Source organism: Ruegeria sp. CF8 (assembly GCF_056537285.1).
Genome location: NZ_JBQFRG010000001.1, coordinates 229,526 through 243,828, shown reverse-complemented (window position 1 = coordinate 243,828; position 14,303 = coordinate 229,526). Strand labels below are relative to the sequence as shown.

Here is a 14,303-nt window from a genome sequence, read left to right as displayed (position 1 = left end):
TTGCTGAAGCGTACTGGCAGGGTACCGCAAAAAGCAAGCCGCAGCCGATGCGATTGCCCCATCCGCTGATGCGTCGCTGCAACGGACGCGCATCAGATTGCCCCAAACCCTCCCCAAATGCCAGCCGACCAGAACAGAAAAAAGGGGCTCTGCCAATCAGAGCCCCTTTTACAATAATGTCCAAGTGGAACGGCAGATTATTTAATCTTGCCTTCCTTGTACTCGACATGCTTACGAACGACCGGATCGTATTTACGAATGGTCATTTTCTCAGTCATGGTACGCGCGTTTTTCTTGGTCACGTAGAAGTGGCCCGTGCCCGCGGTCGAGTTCAGGCGGATCTTGATTGTCGTCGGCTTCGCCATGGTTATCTCCTGCGTCCGAAAAGGCAGGGGCCTTTCGGTTGAATTCCTATGAGCGTGCGCTTTTACGCGCTGCACCAACTATGTCAAGGCCAATCGGCCTGACCTGCAACAGGAATCTGTCCCGTAATCAATCCGGCAGAGTTGGTGCCCCCATATATGTGTGAATCTGATCTCTTTCCGCGTCTGAGAGGCCCAGCGCAGTGGACAATTGGCTTAGGTACGATGCTTCGCGCGCGTTGTCCAAACGTATGGCTGCAAGAGATGTGGCGTAAATTTGTGTTCTCAGCGGCGCGCCAGAATCAGCCGCCAATCCCATGACATCAATCGGTGCATTCAACTGCTCTTGTACAAACGCCCGTTCCTCGTCGCTGATGTCATCGCCCAATTCACCCAGAATGATTTCTTTTTCGTGATCATCCAACTCGCCATCCGCCTTTGCTGCCTGAATCATAGCGCGCAGCATCAGTTTGGCTTGTGCTTCCATCGCTGCGCCAGCCGGGGTGCCGCTGAACACAGTTTCCATCATATCACCGGTCTGTTGGTTGGCCGTTTTCGCGGCCCCTTGCATCGCGTTCAACAGCCCTCCTAAACCCGCAGCTCCGGCAGCGCTGCCGCCGAGTCCCATCTTGCCCATCATGTCCTGAAGTCCCGCTGCGCCTCCGGGCAAACCAAATTGCTCGGCCATTTTGCCAAGCTGGTCCATACCAAATCCGCCGCCTGAGCCCTGCATCAAATCCTGCAGGCCCGCCATTCCGCCCATTTTTTGATACTTGTCCATGCCCTTTGCCGCGGCAAACCCAATGGCTACAGACGCCAGCGTTTTCATAAAACTCATAATGAACCTCCCGGATTTAAATCTGTGCTTCAAACCTAACAGCCGAATGTAAAATCGAATACCGCATTCAACCCCAGCGTGATTAGACTTCGCAATAAAACCTGCATATCGCGGGGACATTGCTCACATGTTTGTACATATCACGGATTTGTGATACGTTCGCGCATCCAAGAAGCCAAATCCAGGCTCGATTTCCGAGGCAGCATGTGCGGGGGCGCCCCGCATTGAGCAGAGTTGTTTTAGACAACTTTTCTTGGGGGGTTATCATGACAGAATGGGTTATTCAGGCCGAAGAGCTGGCCAATTGCAATTGCAATTTCGGCTGCCCTTGCCAGTTCAGCGTTTTGCCGTCTCATGGCAATTGCGAGGCGGTTGTCGTCTTCGACATCCAAAGCGGCCACTATGGCGACACTGATCTGAGCGGTCTTCGGGCGGCAGGCGTTTACCATTGGCCAGGACCAATTCACGAAGGCAACGGTCAGATGCAACTGATCATCGACGAAAGCGCCTCGGCCGATCAGCGGGCCGCGTTGCAGGCAATCATGACCGGAGAAGACACTGACGAAATGGCCACGTTCTGGTACGTCTTCAGCGCGATGGCCCCAACCAAGCATGAAACACTGTTCGTTCCGATCGAGTTGGACTGGAGCCGCGAAGATCGCAGCGGATATGCAAAGGTCACGGGTGTTTTCGACGTTGAGGTCAACCCAATTCCCCATATCGTCTCTGGCGCGCCACATCGGGCGGCGATCCATCTGCCAAACGGGTTCGAGTACCGTCAGGCCGAGGCCGCGTCGGGTTCGGCAAAAACCACCGGCAGCAAGATCAGCCTGTCCTTTGATGCCACGCACGCCCATCTGGCGCATCTGAACATCTCGGGTCACGGCGTATTGGGCGCGTAGATTTGGGTGCCTCATGACTAGGCAAAACTCTTCACACCACGCCGGTACTGTTGAACGGTTGTTGCGACAGGACACCGTGATCGTTTTGGGCAGCGTTCTGCTGATCGTTCTTGCAGCCGCCTGGTACACCGCCGCTGGGGTTGGCATGAATATGTCCGCAGTTGAAATGACGCGGATGGCTGGCCCGATCGGCGAGCCTATGACCATGGGTTCTGCCACACCATGGAGCATCAGTTACGCCCTGCTGATCTTTCTCATGTGGTGGGTCATGATGATTGCCATGATGACTCCAAGCGCAGCGCCTGCCGTGCTTTTGTTTACCGCGCTCAAGCGTGTGGGTCCGGAAAAGGCGCGTACCGCAAGATTCAGCCTGTACTTTCTGTCGGGTTATCTGGTGGCGTGGGGGGCTTTCAGTCTTGCCGCAACCGCCTTGCAATGGGGGTTGGAGCATATCGGTCTGTCTGACGGTCCGATGATGACGATCCGTTCCGGCGTCTTTGCAGGAATCGTATTGCTGGCTGCAGGCGCTTACCAGTTTTCGGAGTTGAAGACCGCGTGTCTGCGCCATTGCCAAAGCCCTGCTCGGTTTCTGGCGGACCACAACCATCCCGGTCTTTTGGGGGCTTTCAGAACAGGTGGCCTGCACGGCACCTATTGCTTGGGATGCTGCTGGGCGTTGATGCTGCTGCTTTTTGTTGGCGGCATCATGAACCTTTACTGGATTGTCGGCATTGCTGCGTATGTGGCCCTGGAAAAACTGCTGCCCACGTCCCGCTGGCTGGTTCCGGTATCGGGTATTGCTCTGATCGGCGCAGGTGTTTGGTTGATCGCAGCCCCGTTGCTTACGGGTGGCTGACACCAATCGGCCCCGGGGTCAGCCGATGCAATGGCCCCAATTGATTGTTACAATATGGAGGTTTTTATGCCCATTTTCATCACTTACGCATCATATTCGCAAGCTGGCGTCAAAGGCATGTTGCAAAAGCCAGAGAACCGCACTGGCCCGGTCAAAGCCTTGCTCGAGAAAGTTGGCGGCAGGCTGTTGTCTTTTTACATGACCACAGGCGGCAACGATGTTGTTGTAATCAGCGAAGCCCCAGACGGAACCGACGCCGTCGCAGTAGGCATGGCCGTTGCCGCATCAGGTGCAGTGACAAATATCGAAACGGTCCGCGCCTGGACCGCGGATGAATTCGTCGCGGTCACCGAAAAAGCCGCACGGCTAACCGGGGCTTACACGCCGCCCGGAGGATAAGTGAATACGCGCGGAGGGCCTGTAAGCCGGATCTTGTTCCGGGGTTACCCCCTTCGATGACCATTCCTCTAGGCCGTGCATTGCTGCACGGCTCAAGCTGCCAACCCGGTCCCTCTCGGCCAAGACGCGCTTAGCGGTGGTATCGGCTGACGCCGACCAACCCGCGCGGGGACCCTATTTGGCATTGCTCCCGGTGGGGCTTGCCGTGCCGCCCCTGTTGCCAGCGGCGCGGTGGGCTCTTACCCCACCGTTTCACCCTTACCACATGAGTGGCGGTCTGATTTCTGTGGCGCTTTCCGTCGGGTTGCCCCGCCCGGGCGTTACCCGGCACCGTTGCCTTGTGGAGTCCGGACTTTCCTCTCGGGCCTTGCGACCCCAGCGGCCATCCGGCCCTCCGCGCGGGGGATGGGTAGGCTTTGCGCCCTGCGGCGTCAAGAGTGGAAAGCGGGCAAAGGGGCCAGCCCCTTCTTGGCCTGCGGCCAATTCAACCCCGAGGTATTTTTAGCCAGATGAAGAGCGGATCAGGTTATTGTGTTGGGCGGAGTGAGCGCACTCAAATCCGCAGTTTCAAGAGGGCCTTTTGCCCAAGGGCGAAACCGCAGCCGAACGGCAGCCAGCAGTTGAGTATCTTCCACCGGGGCAGTGAAACCTGCCCGTCGCGCGGCGGCTCGGAATTCCCCCGGACTTGGCGACGCTGACGAGATGTCTGAACCGCGCGGTCGTGCCAAAGTTTGCCGCTCTAGCCTTTGCCAATCAAAATGGGGCCCAGGGTCTGATTTGCGGCCCGGAGCCATGTCGGAATGGCCGATCACGCCCGATGCCGAGATGGACCACGCATTCATGATCCGCGACAGCAACGCTTCGAGGGTCGCCATTTGTGGTTCGGTAAAGGGATGCGATCCTGTGTTATCCAATTCGATCCCGATCGACCGCGAATTTATGTCGTCCTTGCCATCCCACTCCCCTGCCCCGGCGTGCCACGCGCGGTCTTCTTCGCGCACCATCTGCCAAAGCGTTCCGTCATTGCCGATCAGGTAATGGGCCGAAACCTCGGCTTTCGGGTCACAGAGACGGTCCAGAGCTGCCTGCGCGCTGTCCATGGCCGTATAGTGGATCACGATTAAGGACGGCGTCAGACCATCTCGTCGCGCAGCGAAATTGGGCGACGGATGCCAAATACGCGAAAGTTCAGTTGTTGACGGCACTGCGGAACGGGCTTGGGTCCCAGCCGCAGGCATAGCCGTCTCCGTCCGGATCCAGGCCCTTGCGATCGCGCTGTGGGCCGCCATTGGACAGGAACTCGATCTGTGCCTGATCAGGGGATGGGAATTGCGCGCAGTTCCTCTGAGCCTTGGCTTGCAGGTTAAAACCCGCGCGACTGTAGAGTTGTGTGCCGACCGGGTTCGAGGTGCTGAGGGCGTATTGCACAATGTTGGGCTGACCGCTTGCGTTGCGCTCTGGCACGGCGGTTGGGGCCACAACTTCGTAAGTTTGGCGGTTCTGCTCAATCCGGGCGGCGTCGGATTCGATGCTGCGCCGTTCAGACACCGCAGCAAAGTCCTGCTCGTCGGAAATTGCGCTGTTGTTTGATGCTGGTGCCGCAGGCACAACGCCAGAGCCCTGCCCCGACGTGCTGGCCAAGGCCGCAGCGGCCTGATTGGCAATATCGGCATTCTCACCGGTTGCGAAGCCTGCCGAACCTGGCGCGCCCAACGGTTGCTGGGACACATCGACAGGACCCAGAAGCGGGTTGCCTGCTGCGCCTTGTCCGGCCAACTGCGCTTCGCGCTGTGCCTGATACTCGGGCGTATTGAACCCGGTGCTGGTCAGCGGCGCAACATCCGTGCAGGCCGCAGCCAGTGTCAGGGCGGGGACCAAAAGCAAAACGCGCATTACTTGGCTCCGTGTATCGTGCTTCAGTTGCCTGAGGCTTACCACCATTTCCCGGGCTTGGCCACAAAGCCAGCCGCGTTTTCCAGCGCATAGGCGGTGTTGAGCAGATCGCCCTCTTCCCACGGACGTCCGATCAGCTGCAGACCCAACGGAAGACCTTGTTTGTCGAGCCCTGTAGGCACCGAAATACCGGGCAAACCCGCCAGGTTCACGGTCACTGTGAAGACATCGTTCAAATACATTTGAACAGGATCCGCGTCGGTCATTTCGCCCAGGCCAAAGGCTGCCGAGGGGGTTGCCGGGGTCAGGATCGCGTCAACGCCTGCGGCGAACACATCTTCGAAGTCTTTCTTGATCAAGGTGCGGACGCGGCGCGCGCGATTGTAGTAAGCGTCGTAGAAACCTGCCGACAGAACATAGGTCCCAACCATCACGCGGCGCTGCACCTCGTGACCGAAACCTTCTGCGCGGGTCTTTTCGTACATCTCGGTGATGCCGTCGCCCTGTGCCAGCTGCGCGCGGTGACCGTAGCGAACACCGTCATAACGGGCGAGGTTCGAGGACGCCTCGGCCGGGGCAATCACATAATATGCTGGCAGCGCGTATTTGGTGTGCGGCAGCGAGATATCGACGATCTCGGCCCCGGCAGCCTTCAGCATCTCAGCGCCATCTGCCCACAGTTTTTCGATCTCGGCTGGCATACCGTCCATGCGGTATTCCTTGGGGATGCCGATTTTCTTACCCTTGATGTCACCGGTCAGCATCGCCTCGAAATTTGGCACTGCCAACTCGGCGCTGGTGGAATCCTTGGGATCATGTCCGCACATGGCTTCGAGCATGATGGCCGCGTCGCGCACGTCTTTGGTCATCGGACCGGCCTGATCCAGCGAGGATGCAAACGCTACGATGCCCCAGCGCGAGCAACGGCCATAGGTGGGTTTGATACCCGTGATGCCCACAAACGCGGCAGGCTGACGGATCGAACCGCCCGTGTCGGTGCCGGTCGCGGCCAGACACAGATCGGCTGCCACGGCCGAGGCTGACCCACCCGACGAACCACCGGGTGTCAGTTGCGCATCATCATTGCCACGGCGCCACGGGCTGACCGCATTGCCATAGACAGAGGTTTCGTTGGACGAGCCCATGGCGAATTCGTCCATGTTCAGCTTGCCCAGCATCACCGCACCTGCATCGGCCAGTTGCTGCGAGACAGTAGATTCGTATTCAGGCTTGAAGCCTTCAAGAATGCCCGACGCGGCTTGCGACGGCACGCCCTTAGTGCAGAACAGATCCTTGATACCAATTGGCAGGCCGCACATCGACGGTGCGTCGCCACCCTTGATCCGCTCGTCCGCTGCTTTGGCACGCTCCAGCGCGATTTCGGGCGTCTTGTGGACAAAAGCGTTCAGCGCGTCGGCCTCGTCAATGGCCTTTAGGCAGGATTCGGTCAGCTCAACCGAGGTCACGTCACCTTTGCGCAGCGCATCGCGGGCCTCGGCCAGGCCCAGTTTGTTCAGTTCGCTCATGTCTTACTCCACCACTTTGGGGACTGCGAAGAACCCTTCGCGCGCGTCTGGGGCGTTTGCCAACACTTTGTCCTGCTGGTTCCCGTCGGTCACTTCGTCCTGACGGCGCTTAAGGCGCATCGGCGTGACCGAGACCATCGGCTCAACCCCTTCGACATCCACTTCGTTCAGTTGCTCAATGAAACCCAGGATGGTGTTGAATTCGGATGCCAGCGCCGGCAGCGCGTCATCCTCGACCTTGATCCGGGCCAGTTTGGCCACTTTGGCGGCGGTGCTTTGGTCAATCGACATCGGCTTCCCTCATATACGTTATGGGGCGTTTACCCGTCTGTTGCGGCAGTCGCAAGACCGCTGCGCAACAGGCAAGCCCGAGTTTCGGGCTCCGCGCCTTTGCCTGCCATTCAAATCTGAATGAGGGGTATGCGAAAAAGTAAACTGATTAGTTCATTATCGGCCTTGAAAACTGAACTGTACTGTTCATTTTATTAAAAGCGACACAACGCAAACCGGAGAAACACAATGAAATCCCTGATCACAGCCGCAGTCTTGTCCGCCACGTTTTTGGCCGCGCCGGCCATGGCTTTGGGTATCGACACAAGCAACCTGACACGTACGTTGACCTTCCCGTCCCCTATCGCGGAACCGGTCACGCAGGATCAGGTTAAACCTGCCAAGTAAAGCGCAGGTCCCGGCCGGGTCGGACATCCCCTCTCTGACCCGGCCTTTTTGCATTTTCCAGGATGCGCATCCCACTGCAAGCCGTTAGCATGAGCGACAATATCCAAGACGGCTGCGAAACTTTCGTGGCGTAGGCAAGCCAGTGGAGCAAGATATGAGCGCGCAAAGACAAGCGGTTCTGGACGCAATTGATGCAGCCAACGCACATGACCCCAACCTCGACGACGGGCGACCCGAAGCGCTGCTTTACGGCGAACGCATGAGTGCCGAGTTGGGCCGTTTGTTTCCAAACGCCTCTGACGCTCTTCAAATTGCAGCGCGAGGTCAGCATGTAGAACGCTGGAAACTTGCCCGTAGTGAATATCCCGAAGGCCGGGCAGGCTATCTGGCCTGGCGCAAGGCACAGGCCGTGCATCACGCCGAGGTGGTCATGGGTTTGATGACACAGGAAGGATATGACTCCGAACAGGTTGAAGCTGCGGGTCGTATGTTGCGGAAACAGGGCATCAAGCGCGACGAAGAGGTGCAGGCGCTTGAAGATGTAATCTGCTTTGTGTTCCTGAAATGGTATTTCCAGCCCTTTGCCGCGAAACACTCGGCTGAGAAAATCCAAAGCATCGTTGAAAAGACGGCCCGCAAGATGTCATCCGAGGGCCGCGCGCGGGTTTTAACTGAATTCGACTTGCCGGAACAACTAGCCGCAGCTTTTCAGGATTGAGTCGGAACTGACGCAGTCTGGAACGCTCTTTTCTTACTTAGAGGACGATCGATAGGGACCGTCCCACCTCATAGCTTTAAAGACTCTCTGCAAAGCGGGCCCGTATCAGGGCCGCGCGATACACTTCGATCATCCAACCCAGCATGATGGCATTCAGAATGTGCCACATGAAATGCGTGCCCAACGGCCACTGCCCGCAAACCGGCAAATCAAGCGCACGGAACGTGATTGAGAGGATCAGAATCAACGCTCCAACGGACATCCCTTTGGCCAAAACCGGATCCCGGCCCCGCAGCAGAGTCGCATAAATCAGGATGAGCAGCGGAATCGGCGCATATGTAGCCGATCCCCCCAACCCGGGAATAAGCTGGAACAGCGGAACAGTTGCAGCCGCGTAGGGAAAGAAAAGCACCGTCCCCCCGAAGGCCAACCCCGATGACATCCGCCAGATGTTTTTGTTCACGGCAAAAATGTAAACCAGAATAAACAGAAGGATCGGAACCACATCTGCCAGGGCCGCCCAGACCTGCGCATGCGTGTGAAATAGGTAGCTGCCGATTCCAATCATCGCCAAAAGCGCAACGAGGATCATGGCAAGTGGCATGTCCTGATTGCGAACACGCCTCCACATGATCCAAGCAGAAATCAGAAAGGCCGCGTTGGTGACCGCGTTTATCGGCTCTGCCCAATAGTCCGGCGACAGCCTTTCACAGTAGCCATCAATTTCTCGTATCCAATCCATGGAATTTTACATAGCCGATGCTAGGCTGCTGCCAAGACACCATTTGGGAGGAAATTTGGAATGAACATTATTTGGTTGGGTCATGGCAGTTTTCGCATCGAAACCCAGGGACAGGTTCTTTTGATCGACCCTTGGCTGACCGGCAATCCCGCTCTAGCTGAAGATCAGCACGACGCGGCGTTGGATGGGGCCACCCATATCCTTTTGACACATACCCATTTTGACCATGTGGCCGATGTACTCCCACTGGCCAAACACCTGAAAATCCCCGTGGTCGGTCAGTACGATCTGATGGGATACTGGAGCGAAGCCGAAAGCATCGAGACCATAGGCTTCAACAAAGGCGGTACGGTCGACCTGAACGGGGTCAAGGTCACTATGGTTCCGGCGTCTCACAGCTCGACTTTTTCAACACCGGACGGGCTGCGTACCGGCGGCAGCGAGGTAGGCTTCATGATCGCGGCTGAGGGGCAGATGCTTTATGTCTCGGGCGATACGGACATCATGGCCGATATGGATTGGATGGGGGATTACTACAAACCTGACATCGGCATATTATCGGCTGGCGGGCATTTCACGATGGACATGAAGGCCACAGCCTACGCGGCCAAGCGGTACTTCAACTTCAAAACGGTTATTCCGTGCCATTACAAGACCTTCCCGATCCTCGAACAATCAGCACAGACGCTGATAGACGGGCTACCGCAGGTCAACGTGATCGAGCCAGAGGTGATGCAGCCCATCAAACTGTAAGTCGGGCTTCAGCCCAGCACGTCTTTGCGGCGCGATGCAAAGAAATCTTTCAAAAGCTCTGCTGAATCGTCACCGGCGATCCCGTCGTATATTTCGGGTACGTGATGCGCTTGCGGGTGTGAAAACACGCGCGCGCCATGCGCCACCCCTCCTGACTTGGGATCGGCCGCGCCGTAGTAAATTCGCCGTATGCGCGCGGCTGCCAAGGCCGCAGCGCACATCGCACAGGGTTCCAGCGTGACGTAGAGATCATGGTCCGGCAACCGCTCGGACCCTGCACGCGCGCATGCCTCCCGTAGGGCAAGAATTTCGGCATGCGCGGTTGGGTCGTTCAACTCGCGCGTCCGGTTTCCTGCCGCTGCAACAACGGAACCGTCCGGCCCGACGACAACGGCGCCTACTGGCACCTCACCGCGATCCGCTGCCGCGCGCGCCTCGGCCAGAGCCTGATCCATATGCGATTTGAACGTCATGCCCCTGACTGCATCAGAAACCCGCCTTTCGCAAGCGCGCGGGATGCGGTATGGGCCTGACATGAACAAGACCCCTCCTCCTGGCGACCGGATCGCCAAAGTCCTGGCCCGTGCCGGCGTTGCATCGCGGCGTGAAGCCGAACGCATGATCGAAGCTGGCCGTGTGGCCGTGAATGGCAAGGCTATCGACAGCCCAGCCCTGAACGTGACGGCCAAAGACAAGATCGTTGTCGATGGCAAACCGGTCTCGGAACCGGAGCCCTCGCGCCTTTGGCTGTACCACAAACCTGCGGGGCTTGTGACAACGACCCGTGACGAAAAAGGGCGCGAGACGATTTTCGACAAGCTTCCCGACGATATGCCACGCGTGATGAGCGTTGGTCGACTAGACCTGAACTCCGAAGGATTGCTGCTGCTGACCAATGATGGTGGCATCAAACGCAAGCTCGAATTGCCCTCGACCGGTTGGCTGCGCAAATACCGCGTGCGGGTGAATGGCCGCCCGAAAGACGAAGATTTCGAACCACTGCGCAAAGGGTTGGTCATCGAAGGCGAGCGGTTTCAGCCTATGACCGTGTCGCTGGATCGCCAGCAAGGGGCTAATGCCTGGCTGACCATTGGCCTTCGAGAAGGTAAGAACCGTGAAATCCGCCGCGCGATGGAAGATATCGGCTTCACTGTGAACCGCCTGTTGCGCGTGTCTTACGGCCCGTTCCAATTGGGCAGCCTGAAGCAGGGCGAGGTTGAAGAGATCCGCCGCCGTGTGATGCGCGATCAACTTGGGCTGGACGGAGACGTCAAACCCGAGGCCGCACCAAAACGCACTGCCCGACCGCAAAGAAAACGGGCACCAATCGGCAAGAAACTTCGCAAGTGATGCGGGTTCGGCAACCTTCCCCCTAGCGCTAAGCCCTCGCATCCCCTAAATTTTCAGTGAATGCTGCTGTTTGGGGGGCGTGATGTCCGGAAGCGGAGTGCAAAAACTCGCCTACGCTGTCTTGTTGCTGCTGTTGCTTGGTGTCTGCACCGGCCTGCTTGGGGGGCTTTAGACCATGGCAAAGCGGTTTGGCGGCAAGTATAGCCCGCAAGGCGATACGTCGGACGATTCACCTCTGCCAAGGGGGCAATTTGATGGCGCACGGGTTGAACCTGCTGGCGCGCGGGCGAACCTTCTTTTTCTTCCGGCCATTCCTTTGGTGTTTTTGTCGCTGAACGATGGTGCGATCGGTATGACCATCGGACTGATCGCAGCTGGTATCTTGACAGCTGCCGCGTTCCTGCTGCGCGAAGGTCTACGGGCCGAAGCCGCGTATAACGCCCGAAAGACCGCGCGTCGCCCTGCTTTTCCGCGCAAGATTTTCGCTAGTATTCTGACCGGCCTTGGCGCGGGCCTCGCCGCTTACCGGACTGAACTGCTGGATGCGGAAACCGTTGCGCAGGCAAGCCTTCTGGCCCCGGTTCTATTTGGCGTGGCAGCAACTTTTTTGCATTCTGTCTCATTCGGGTTTGATCCGATGAAAGACAAAGGCATGGAAGGGATCGACACCTTTCAACAAGACCGTGTCGCCCGCGTTGTCGATGACGCAGAAAAGCACCTGTCCGAGATGACGGATGCGATCAAACGCGCAGGCGACCGCAGAATCGAGGCGCGCGTTGAACGTTTTCAGGACACCGCGCGGGATCTGTTTCGCACGGTTGAGGAAGATCCCCGCGATCTGGCTGGCGCCAGAAAGTATCTGACCGTCTATCTGCAGGGTGCACGGGACGCGACCGTCAAGTTTGCCGACGTCTACGCCCGAACCCGCGACGCGCAGGCGCTTGCGGATTATTCAGCTTTGCTTGACGATCTGGAACAGAATTTCGCCGCGCGTACGCGCAAAATGCTATTGGATGACCGCAGTGATCTGACGGTTGAAATTGACGTGCTGCGCGAAAGGCTGCAGCGCGAAGGCGTCCGGTTGGACTGACCGGCCATTATTTGAGCGAGGAACATCCCCATGTCCGATGAGATCAAGAACAAGGCAGTTCAGGCCGAAACCCTGGTGCAGGAAGTCACCGCCGTTGCTCTGCCCGAACCACAGGCCGAAGTCGTGTCGCTGGAAGACGCCGACGAACCTGTCAGCGCCGAGATCCGCAAGCGGATGGACGAGATCGACATGGGTAATACCAATTCGATCGTGTCGTTTGGGTCGTCTGCACAGGTAGAATTGCAGGAAATCAGTCAAGCGATGCTCGCCGATGTGCGCAACAAGGATGTGGGTCCTGCCGGGGACAGTCTGCGCAACATCGTGACCACGATCCGAGGCTTCTCGGTCAGTGAACTGGATGTGCGCCGCGAACGCAGCTGGTGGGAAAAACTGCTGGGCAAGGCCGCACCTTTTGCCAAATTCACCGCCCAATACGAAGAAGTTCAGGACCAGATCGACCGCATAACCGACGATCTTCTGAGCCATGAGCATACGTTGCTCAAGGACATCAAGTCGCTTGATCTGCTGTATGAGAAGACGCTGGGCTTTTATGACGAACTGGCACTGTATATCGCAGCCGGTGAAGAAAAGCTGACCGAGCTGGACAGCCACGACATCCCGGAAAAAGAGACCGAAGTTGAGGCCGCACCCGAAGATCAACAGGTCATGAAGGCGCAGGAGTTGCGCGACATGCGTGCCGCACGCGACGATCTGGAACGCCGGGTTCATGACCTGAAGCTGACTCGCCAGGTTACAATGCAGTCACTGCCCTCGATCCGTTTGGTGCAGGAAAACGACAAGTCGCTGGTGACCAAGATCAATTCGACGCTGGTGAACACCGTGCCTTTGTGGGAAACCCAACTGGCGCAGGCCGTCACCATCCAGCGCAGCGCCGAGGCTGCCGCTGCCGTGCGTGACGCCAACGATCTGACAAACGAATTGCTGACCTCGAACGCGGCCAACTTGCGCGAGTCCAACAAGATGATCCGCGAAGAGATGGAGCGCGGTGTTTTCGACATCGAAGCGGTCAAACAGGCCAATGCTGACCTGATCGGAACTATCAACGAAAGCCTGGCGATTGCGGACGAAGGAAAAGCGAAACGCGCGGCGGCTGAGGTCGAATTGCAAAAGATGGAGACCGAATTGCGTGACACGCTGGCCGCTGCCAAAGCGCGCCGGGACGGAATTGGTGACAATTCCGGCACGGCGGTACCTGGCTAAAGGCGGGATCCGCGTGCGGCGCTTCAACTCTCTGAAACTTGCTTTAGGGGTGATTTCGGTATTGGCCTTGGCCAATTGCGATGAAACCCTGACGTCCACTGTTGCGCCGCAACCCCGGCCCGAGCCCGCACCGACAGCGGCGAATGCGTATGTACCGCCTTCTGCGGCAAGTCAGGATCTGGCGCGCTTCTACCAGCGGGTTGAGCGTGACCTTCTGGTTCGTGGGCTGTTGCGCACAGATGGCGGCGGACCAGATACGCCCTATGATGCCGACGATCTGGCCCGCAACTTCGAAGCGATCGCGTTCTACAGCGAATATCCGACGCAGAGTGTTTCGATCGGTTCACGCCAGACAGATGGGCAACTGAGCCGGTGGTCCGGCCCCGTGCGCATCCAGACCGAGTTTGGCCCTTCGGTTTTGCCCGAAACGCGGACGCAGGATGCGGAACAAGTGCGGGTGTTCGCAAGCCGTCTGGCCAGTTTGACCCAGCATCCGATTTCGGTTGTATCGCGCAACGCCAACTTCCATGTCTTTTTCGCAGGCAAGGACGACAGCGCCTATGTCGCGTCACGCCTGAAGCAATTGATCCCGAACATCAGCCAGGCTTCGCTGGATCTCGTCGCCAATCCACGCGCCAATTTCGATTGTCTGGTCTTTGCCTCCGCGACCAGGACGTCACCCTACAAATATGTGCGTGCAGTCGCATTAATCCGGGCCGAACTGACGGATCTGGTACGTCGCAGTTGTATTCACGAAGAGATTGCGCAGGGACTTGGCCTGTCCAACGACAGCCCAGCGGCGCGGCCTTCGATTTTCAACGATGATGATGAGTTTGCGCTGCTGACCAGCCATGACGAGAAACTGTTGACGATGCTGTATGATCAGCGCCTGCAACCCGGCGTGGGCGTGGATGAAGCACGCCCCGTCGTACGTATTATTGCCCGCGAGTTAATGGGTCAGCCGCTCTGACCCCA

18 protein-coding genes and 1 other RNA gene are annotated in these 14,303 nt (G+C 57.9%); 10 read left to right on the top strand and 9 right to left on the bottom strand.

Going from position 1 to position 14,303, the window contains the following annotated elements:
• Nucleotides 1-197 precede the first annotated feature (197 nt).
• Both rpmG and ACR0EV_RS01180 read right to left on the bottom strand, forming a co-directional pair.
• Nucleotides 198-365 carry a 50S ribosomal protein L33 gene (gene rpmG / locus ACR0EV_RS01185; RefSeq protein ID WP_037309480.1) on the bottom strand — a complete coding sequence of 56 codons (168 nt, stop codon included), beginning with the start codon at nucleotides 363-365 and terminating at the stop codon, nucleotides 198-200.
• Nucleotides 366-492: 127 nt separating this feature from the next.
• Nucleotides 493-1,200, bottom strand: coding sequence for a DUF533 domain-containing protein (locus tag ACR0EV_RS01180; RefSeq protein ID WP_480798425.1), 708 nt, complete (start codon nucleotides 1,198-1,200; stop codon nucleotides 493-495).
• Nucleotides 1,201-1,466: 266 nt separating this feature from the next.
• On the opposite strand from ACR0EV_RS01180, the gene ACR0EV_RS01175 reads away from it, so the two are divergent.
• The 3 genes from ACR0EV_RS01175 (at nucleotide 1,467) to ACR0EV_RS01165 (ending at nucleotide 3,357) form a co-directional block, all read left to right on the top strand.
• Complete coding sequence (locus ACR0EV_RS01175; RefSeq protein WP_480798424.1) at nucleotides 1,467-2,102, top strand: DUF1326 domain-containing protein; 636 nt, start codon at nucleotides 1,467-1,469, stop codon at nucleotides 2,100-2,102.
• A gap of 13 nt (nucleotides 2,103-2,115) precedes the next feature.
• Nucleotides 2,116-2,958: a DUF2182 domain-containing protein gene (locus ACR0EV_RS01170; protein WP_480798423.1), complete on the top strand. Its 843-nt coding sequence runs from the start codon at nucleotides 2,116-2,118 to the stop codon at nucleotides 2,956-2,958.
• Nucleotides 2,959-3,024: 66 nt separating this feature from the next.
• Nucleotides 3,025-3,357 (top strand): GYD domain-containing protein, encoded by a 333-nt coding sequence (locus tag ACR0EV_RS01165; protein ID WP_480798422.1) that lies wholly within the window; start codon nucleotides 3,025-3,027, stop codon nucleotides 3,355-3,357.
• Nucleotides 3,358-3,363: 6 nt separating this feature from the next.
• Here the strand turns inward: ACR0EV_RS01165 and rnpB are convergent.
• The 5 genes from rnpB to gatC all read right to left on the bottom strand — a co-directional run bounded on the left by rnpB (nucleotide 3,364) and on the right by gatC (nucleotide 7,067).
• Nucleotides 3,364-3,755, bottom strand: an RNA gene (gene rnpB, locus ACR0EV_RS01160) — RNase P RNA component class A.
• Nucleotides 3,756-3,878: 123 nt separating this feature from the next.
• On the bottom strand, nucleotides 3,879-4,595 hold the full coding sequence (locus tag ACR0EV_RS01155) for an N-acetylmuramoyl-L-alanine amidase (RefSeq protein WP_480798421.1): 717 nt from the start codon (nucleotides 4,593-4,595) through the stop codon (nucleotides 3,879-3,881).
• Entirely contained in the window at nucleotides 4,546-5,250 is a 705-nt protein-coding gene (locus ACR0EV_RS01150; RefSeq protein WP_480798420.1) for a hypothetical protein, read from the bottom strand. The genes ACR0EV_RS01155 and ACR0EV_RS01150 overlap by 50 nt, the downstream gene beginning before the upstream one ends.
• A gap of 38 nt (nucleotides 5,251-5,288) precedes the next feature.
• The gene (gatA, locus tag ACR0EV_RS01145; protein ID WP_480798419.1) at nucleotides 5,289-6,776 is read right to left on the bottom strand and encodes an Asp-tRNA(Asn)/Glu-tRNA(Gln) amidotransferase subunit GatA; all 1,488 of its coding nucleotides are present in this window, start codon (nucleotides 6,774-6,776) and stop codon (nucleotides 5,289-5,291) included.
• Nucleotides 6,777-6,779: 3 nt separating this feature from the next.
• Nucleotides 6,780-7,067 (bottom strand): Asp-tRNA(Asn)/Glu-tRNA(Gln) amidotransferase subunit GatC, encoded by a 288-nt coding sequence (gene gatC, locus ACR0EV_RS01140; protein WP_171092525.1) that lies wholly within the window; start codon nucleotides 7,065-7,067, stop codon nucleotides 6,780-6,782.
• A gap of 228 nt (nucleotides 7,068-7,295) precedes the next feature.
• Between gatC and ACR0EV_RS01135 the strand changes: the two genes are divergently transcribed.
• Complete coding sequence (locus ACR0EV_RS01135) at nucleotides 7,296-7,454, top strand: hypothetical protein (RefSeq protein WP_480798418.1); 159 nt, start codon at nucleotides 7,296-7,298, stop codon at nucleotides 7,452-7,454.
• 154 nt (nucleotides 7,455-7,608) lie between these two features.
• A complete protein-coding gene (locus tag ACR0EV_RS01130) occupies nucleotides 7,609-8,172 on the top strand; it encodes a DUF4202 domain-containing protein (protein WP_480798417.1) in 564 nt (187 codons plus the stop codon).
• A gap of 76 nt (nucleotides 8,173-8,248) precedes the next feature.
• Here the strand turns inward: ACR0EV_RS01130 and ACR0EV_RS01125 are convergent, their stop codons facing one another.
• Nucleotides 8,249-8,914, bottom strand: coding sequence for a ceramidase domain-containing protein (locus ACR0EV_RS01125; RefSeq protein ID WP_480798416.1), 666 nt, complete (start codon nucleotides 8,912-8,914; stop codon nucleotides 8,249-8,251).
• A gap of 60 nt (nucleotides 8,915-8,974) precedes the next feature.
• Between ACR0EV_RS01125 and ACR0EV_RS01120 the strand changes: the two genes are divergently transcribed.
• A complete protein-coding gene (locus tag ACR0EV_RS01120; protein ID WP_480798415.1) occupies nucleotides 8,975-9,667 on the top strand; it encodes a metal-dependent hydrolase in 693 nt (230 codons plus the stop codon).
• An 8-nt stretch (nucleotides 9,668-9,675) separates the two neighbouring features.
• Here ACR0EV_RS01120 and ACR0EV_RS01115 read toward each other — a convergent pair whose 3' ends face one another.
• Entirely contained in the window at nucleotides 9,676-10,140 is a 465-nt protein-coding gene (locus ACR0EV_RS01115) for a nucleoside deaminase (protein WP_480798414.1), read from the bottom strand.
• Nucleotides 10,141-10,201: 61 nt separating this feature from the next.
• Between ACR0EV_RS01115 and ACR0EV_RS01110 the strand changes: the two genes are divergently transcribed.
• The 4 genes from ACR0EV_RS01110 (at nucleotide 10,202) to ACR0EV_RS01095 (ending at nucleotide 14,298) form a co-directional block, all read left to right on the top strand.
• Nucleotides 10,202-11,017 carry a pseudouridine synthase gene (locus ACR0EV_RS01110; RefSeq protein WP_480798413.1) on the top strand — a complete coding sequence of 272 codons (816 nt, stop codon included), beginning with the start codon at nucleotides 10,202-10,204 and terminating at the stop codon, nucleotides 11,015-11,017.
• A 175-nt stretch (nucleotides 11,018-11,192) separates the two neighbouring features.
• Complete coding sequence (locus ACR0EV_RS01105; RefSeq protein ID WP_480798412.1) at nucleotides 11,193-12,107, top strand: 5-bromo-4-chloroindolyl phosphate hydrolysis family protein; 915 nt, start codon at nucleotides 11,193-11,195, stop codon at nucleotides 12,105-12,107.
• Between the two features lie 30 nt (nucleotides 12,108-12,137).
• Complete coding sequence (locus tag ACR0EV_RS01100; RefSeq protein ID WP_480798411.1) at nucleotides 12,138-13,328, top strand: toxic anion resistance protein; 1,191 nt, start codon at nucleotides 12,138-12,140, stop codon at nucleotides 13,326-13,328.
• A 49-nt stretch (nucleotides 13,329-13,377) separates the two neighbouring features.
• Entirely contained in the window at nucleotides 13,378-14,298 is a 921-nt protein-coding gene (locus ACR0EV_RS01095; protein ID WP_480798998.1) for a DUF2927 domain-containing protein, read from the top strand.
• Nucleotides 14,299-14,303: the final 5 nt, after the last annotated feature.

Bases quoted from the DNA above. Each gene is read 5' to 3' on its own strand.
- ACR0EV_RS01135 (WP_480798418.1), top strand. From the start codon at position 7,296: ATGAAATCCCTGATCACAGCCGCAGTCTTGTCCGCCACGTTTTTGGCC.
- ACR0EV_RS01120 (WP_480798415.1), top strand. From the start codon at position 8,975: ATGAACATTATTTGGTTGGGTCATGGCAGTTTTCGCATCGAAACCCAG.
- ACR0EV_RS01150 (WP_480798420.1), bottom strand. From the start codon at position 5,250: ATGCGCGTTTTGCTTTTGGTCCCCGCCCTGACACTGGCTGCGGCCTGC.
- ACR0EV_RS01165 (WP_480798422.1), top strand. From the start codon at position 3,025: ATGCCCATTTTCATCACTTACGCATCATATTCGCAAGCTGGCGTCAAA.
- ACR0EV_RS01125 (WP_480798416.1), bottom strand. From the start codon at position 8,914: ATGGATTGGATACGAGAAATTGATGGCTACTGTGAAAGGCTGTCGCCG.
- ACR0EV_RS01155 (WP_480798421.1), bottom strand. From the start codon at position 4,595: ATGCCTGCGGCTGGGACCCAAGCCCGTTCCGCAGTGCCGTCAACAACT.
- rpmG (WP_037309480.1), bottom strand. From the start codon at position 365: ATGGCGAAGCCGACGACAATCAAGATCCGCCTGAACTCGACCGCGGGC.
- ACR0EV_RS01100 (WP_480798411.1), top strand. From the start codon at position 12,138: ATGTCCGATGAGATCAAGAACAAGGCAGTTCAGGCCGAAACCCTGGTG.
- ACR0EV_RS01130 (WP_480798417.1), top strand. From the start codon at position 7,609: ATGAGCGCGCAAAGACAAGCGGTTCTGGACGCAATTGATGCAGCCAAC.
- ACR0EV_RS01105 (WP_480798412.1), top strand. From the start codon at position 11,193: ATGGCAAAGCGGTTTGGCGGCAAGTATAGCCCGCAAGGCGATACGTCG.
- gatC (WP_171092525.1), bottom strand. From the start codon at position 7,067: ATGTCGATTGACCAAAGCACCGCCGCCAAAGTGGCCAAACTGGCCCGG.
- ACR0EV_RS01110 (WP_480798413.1), top strand. From the start codon at position 10,202: ATGAACAAGACCCCTCCTCCTGGCGACCGGATCGCCAAAGTCCTGGCC.
- ACR0EV_RS01175 (WP_480798424.1), top strand. From the start codon at position 1,467: ATGACAGAATGGGTTATTCAGGCCGAAGAGCTGGCCAATTGCAATTGC.
- ACR0EV_RS01170 (WP_480798423.1), top strand. From the start codon at position 2,116: ATGACTAGGCAAAACTCTTCACACCACGCCGGTACTGTTGAACGGTTG.
- gatA (WP_480798419.1), bottom strand. From the start codon at position 6,776: ATGAGCGAACTGAACAAACTGGGCCTGGCCGAGGCCCGCGATGCGCTG.
- ACR0EV_RS01115 (WP_480798414.1), bottom strand. From the start codon at position 10,140: ATGACGTTCAAATCGCATATGGATCAGGCTCTGGCCGAGGCGCGCGCG.
- ACR0EV_RS01180 (WP_480798425.1), bottom strand. From the start codon at position 1,200: ATGAGTTTTATGAAAACGCTGGCGTCTGTAGCCATTGGGTTTGCCGCG.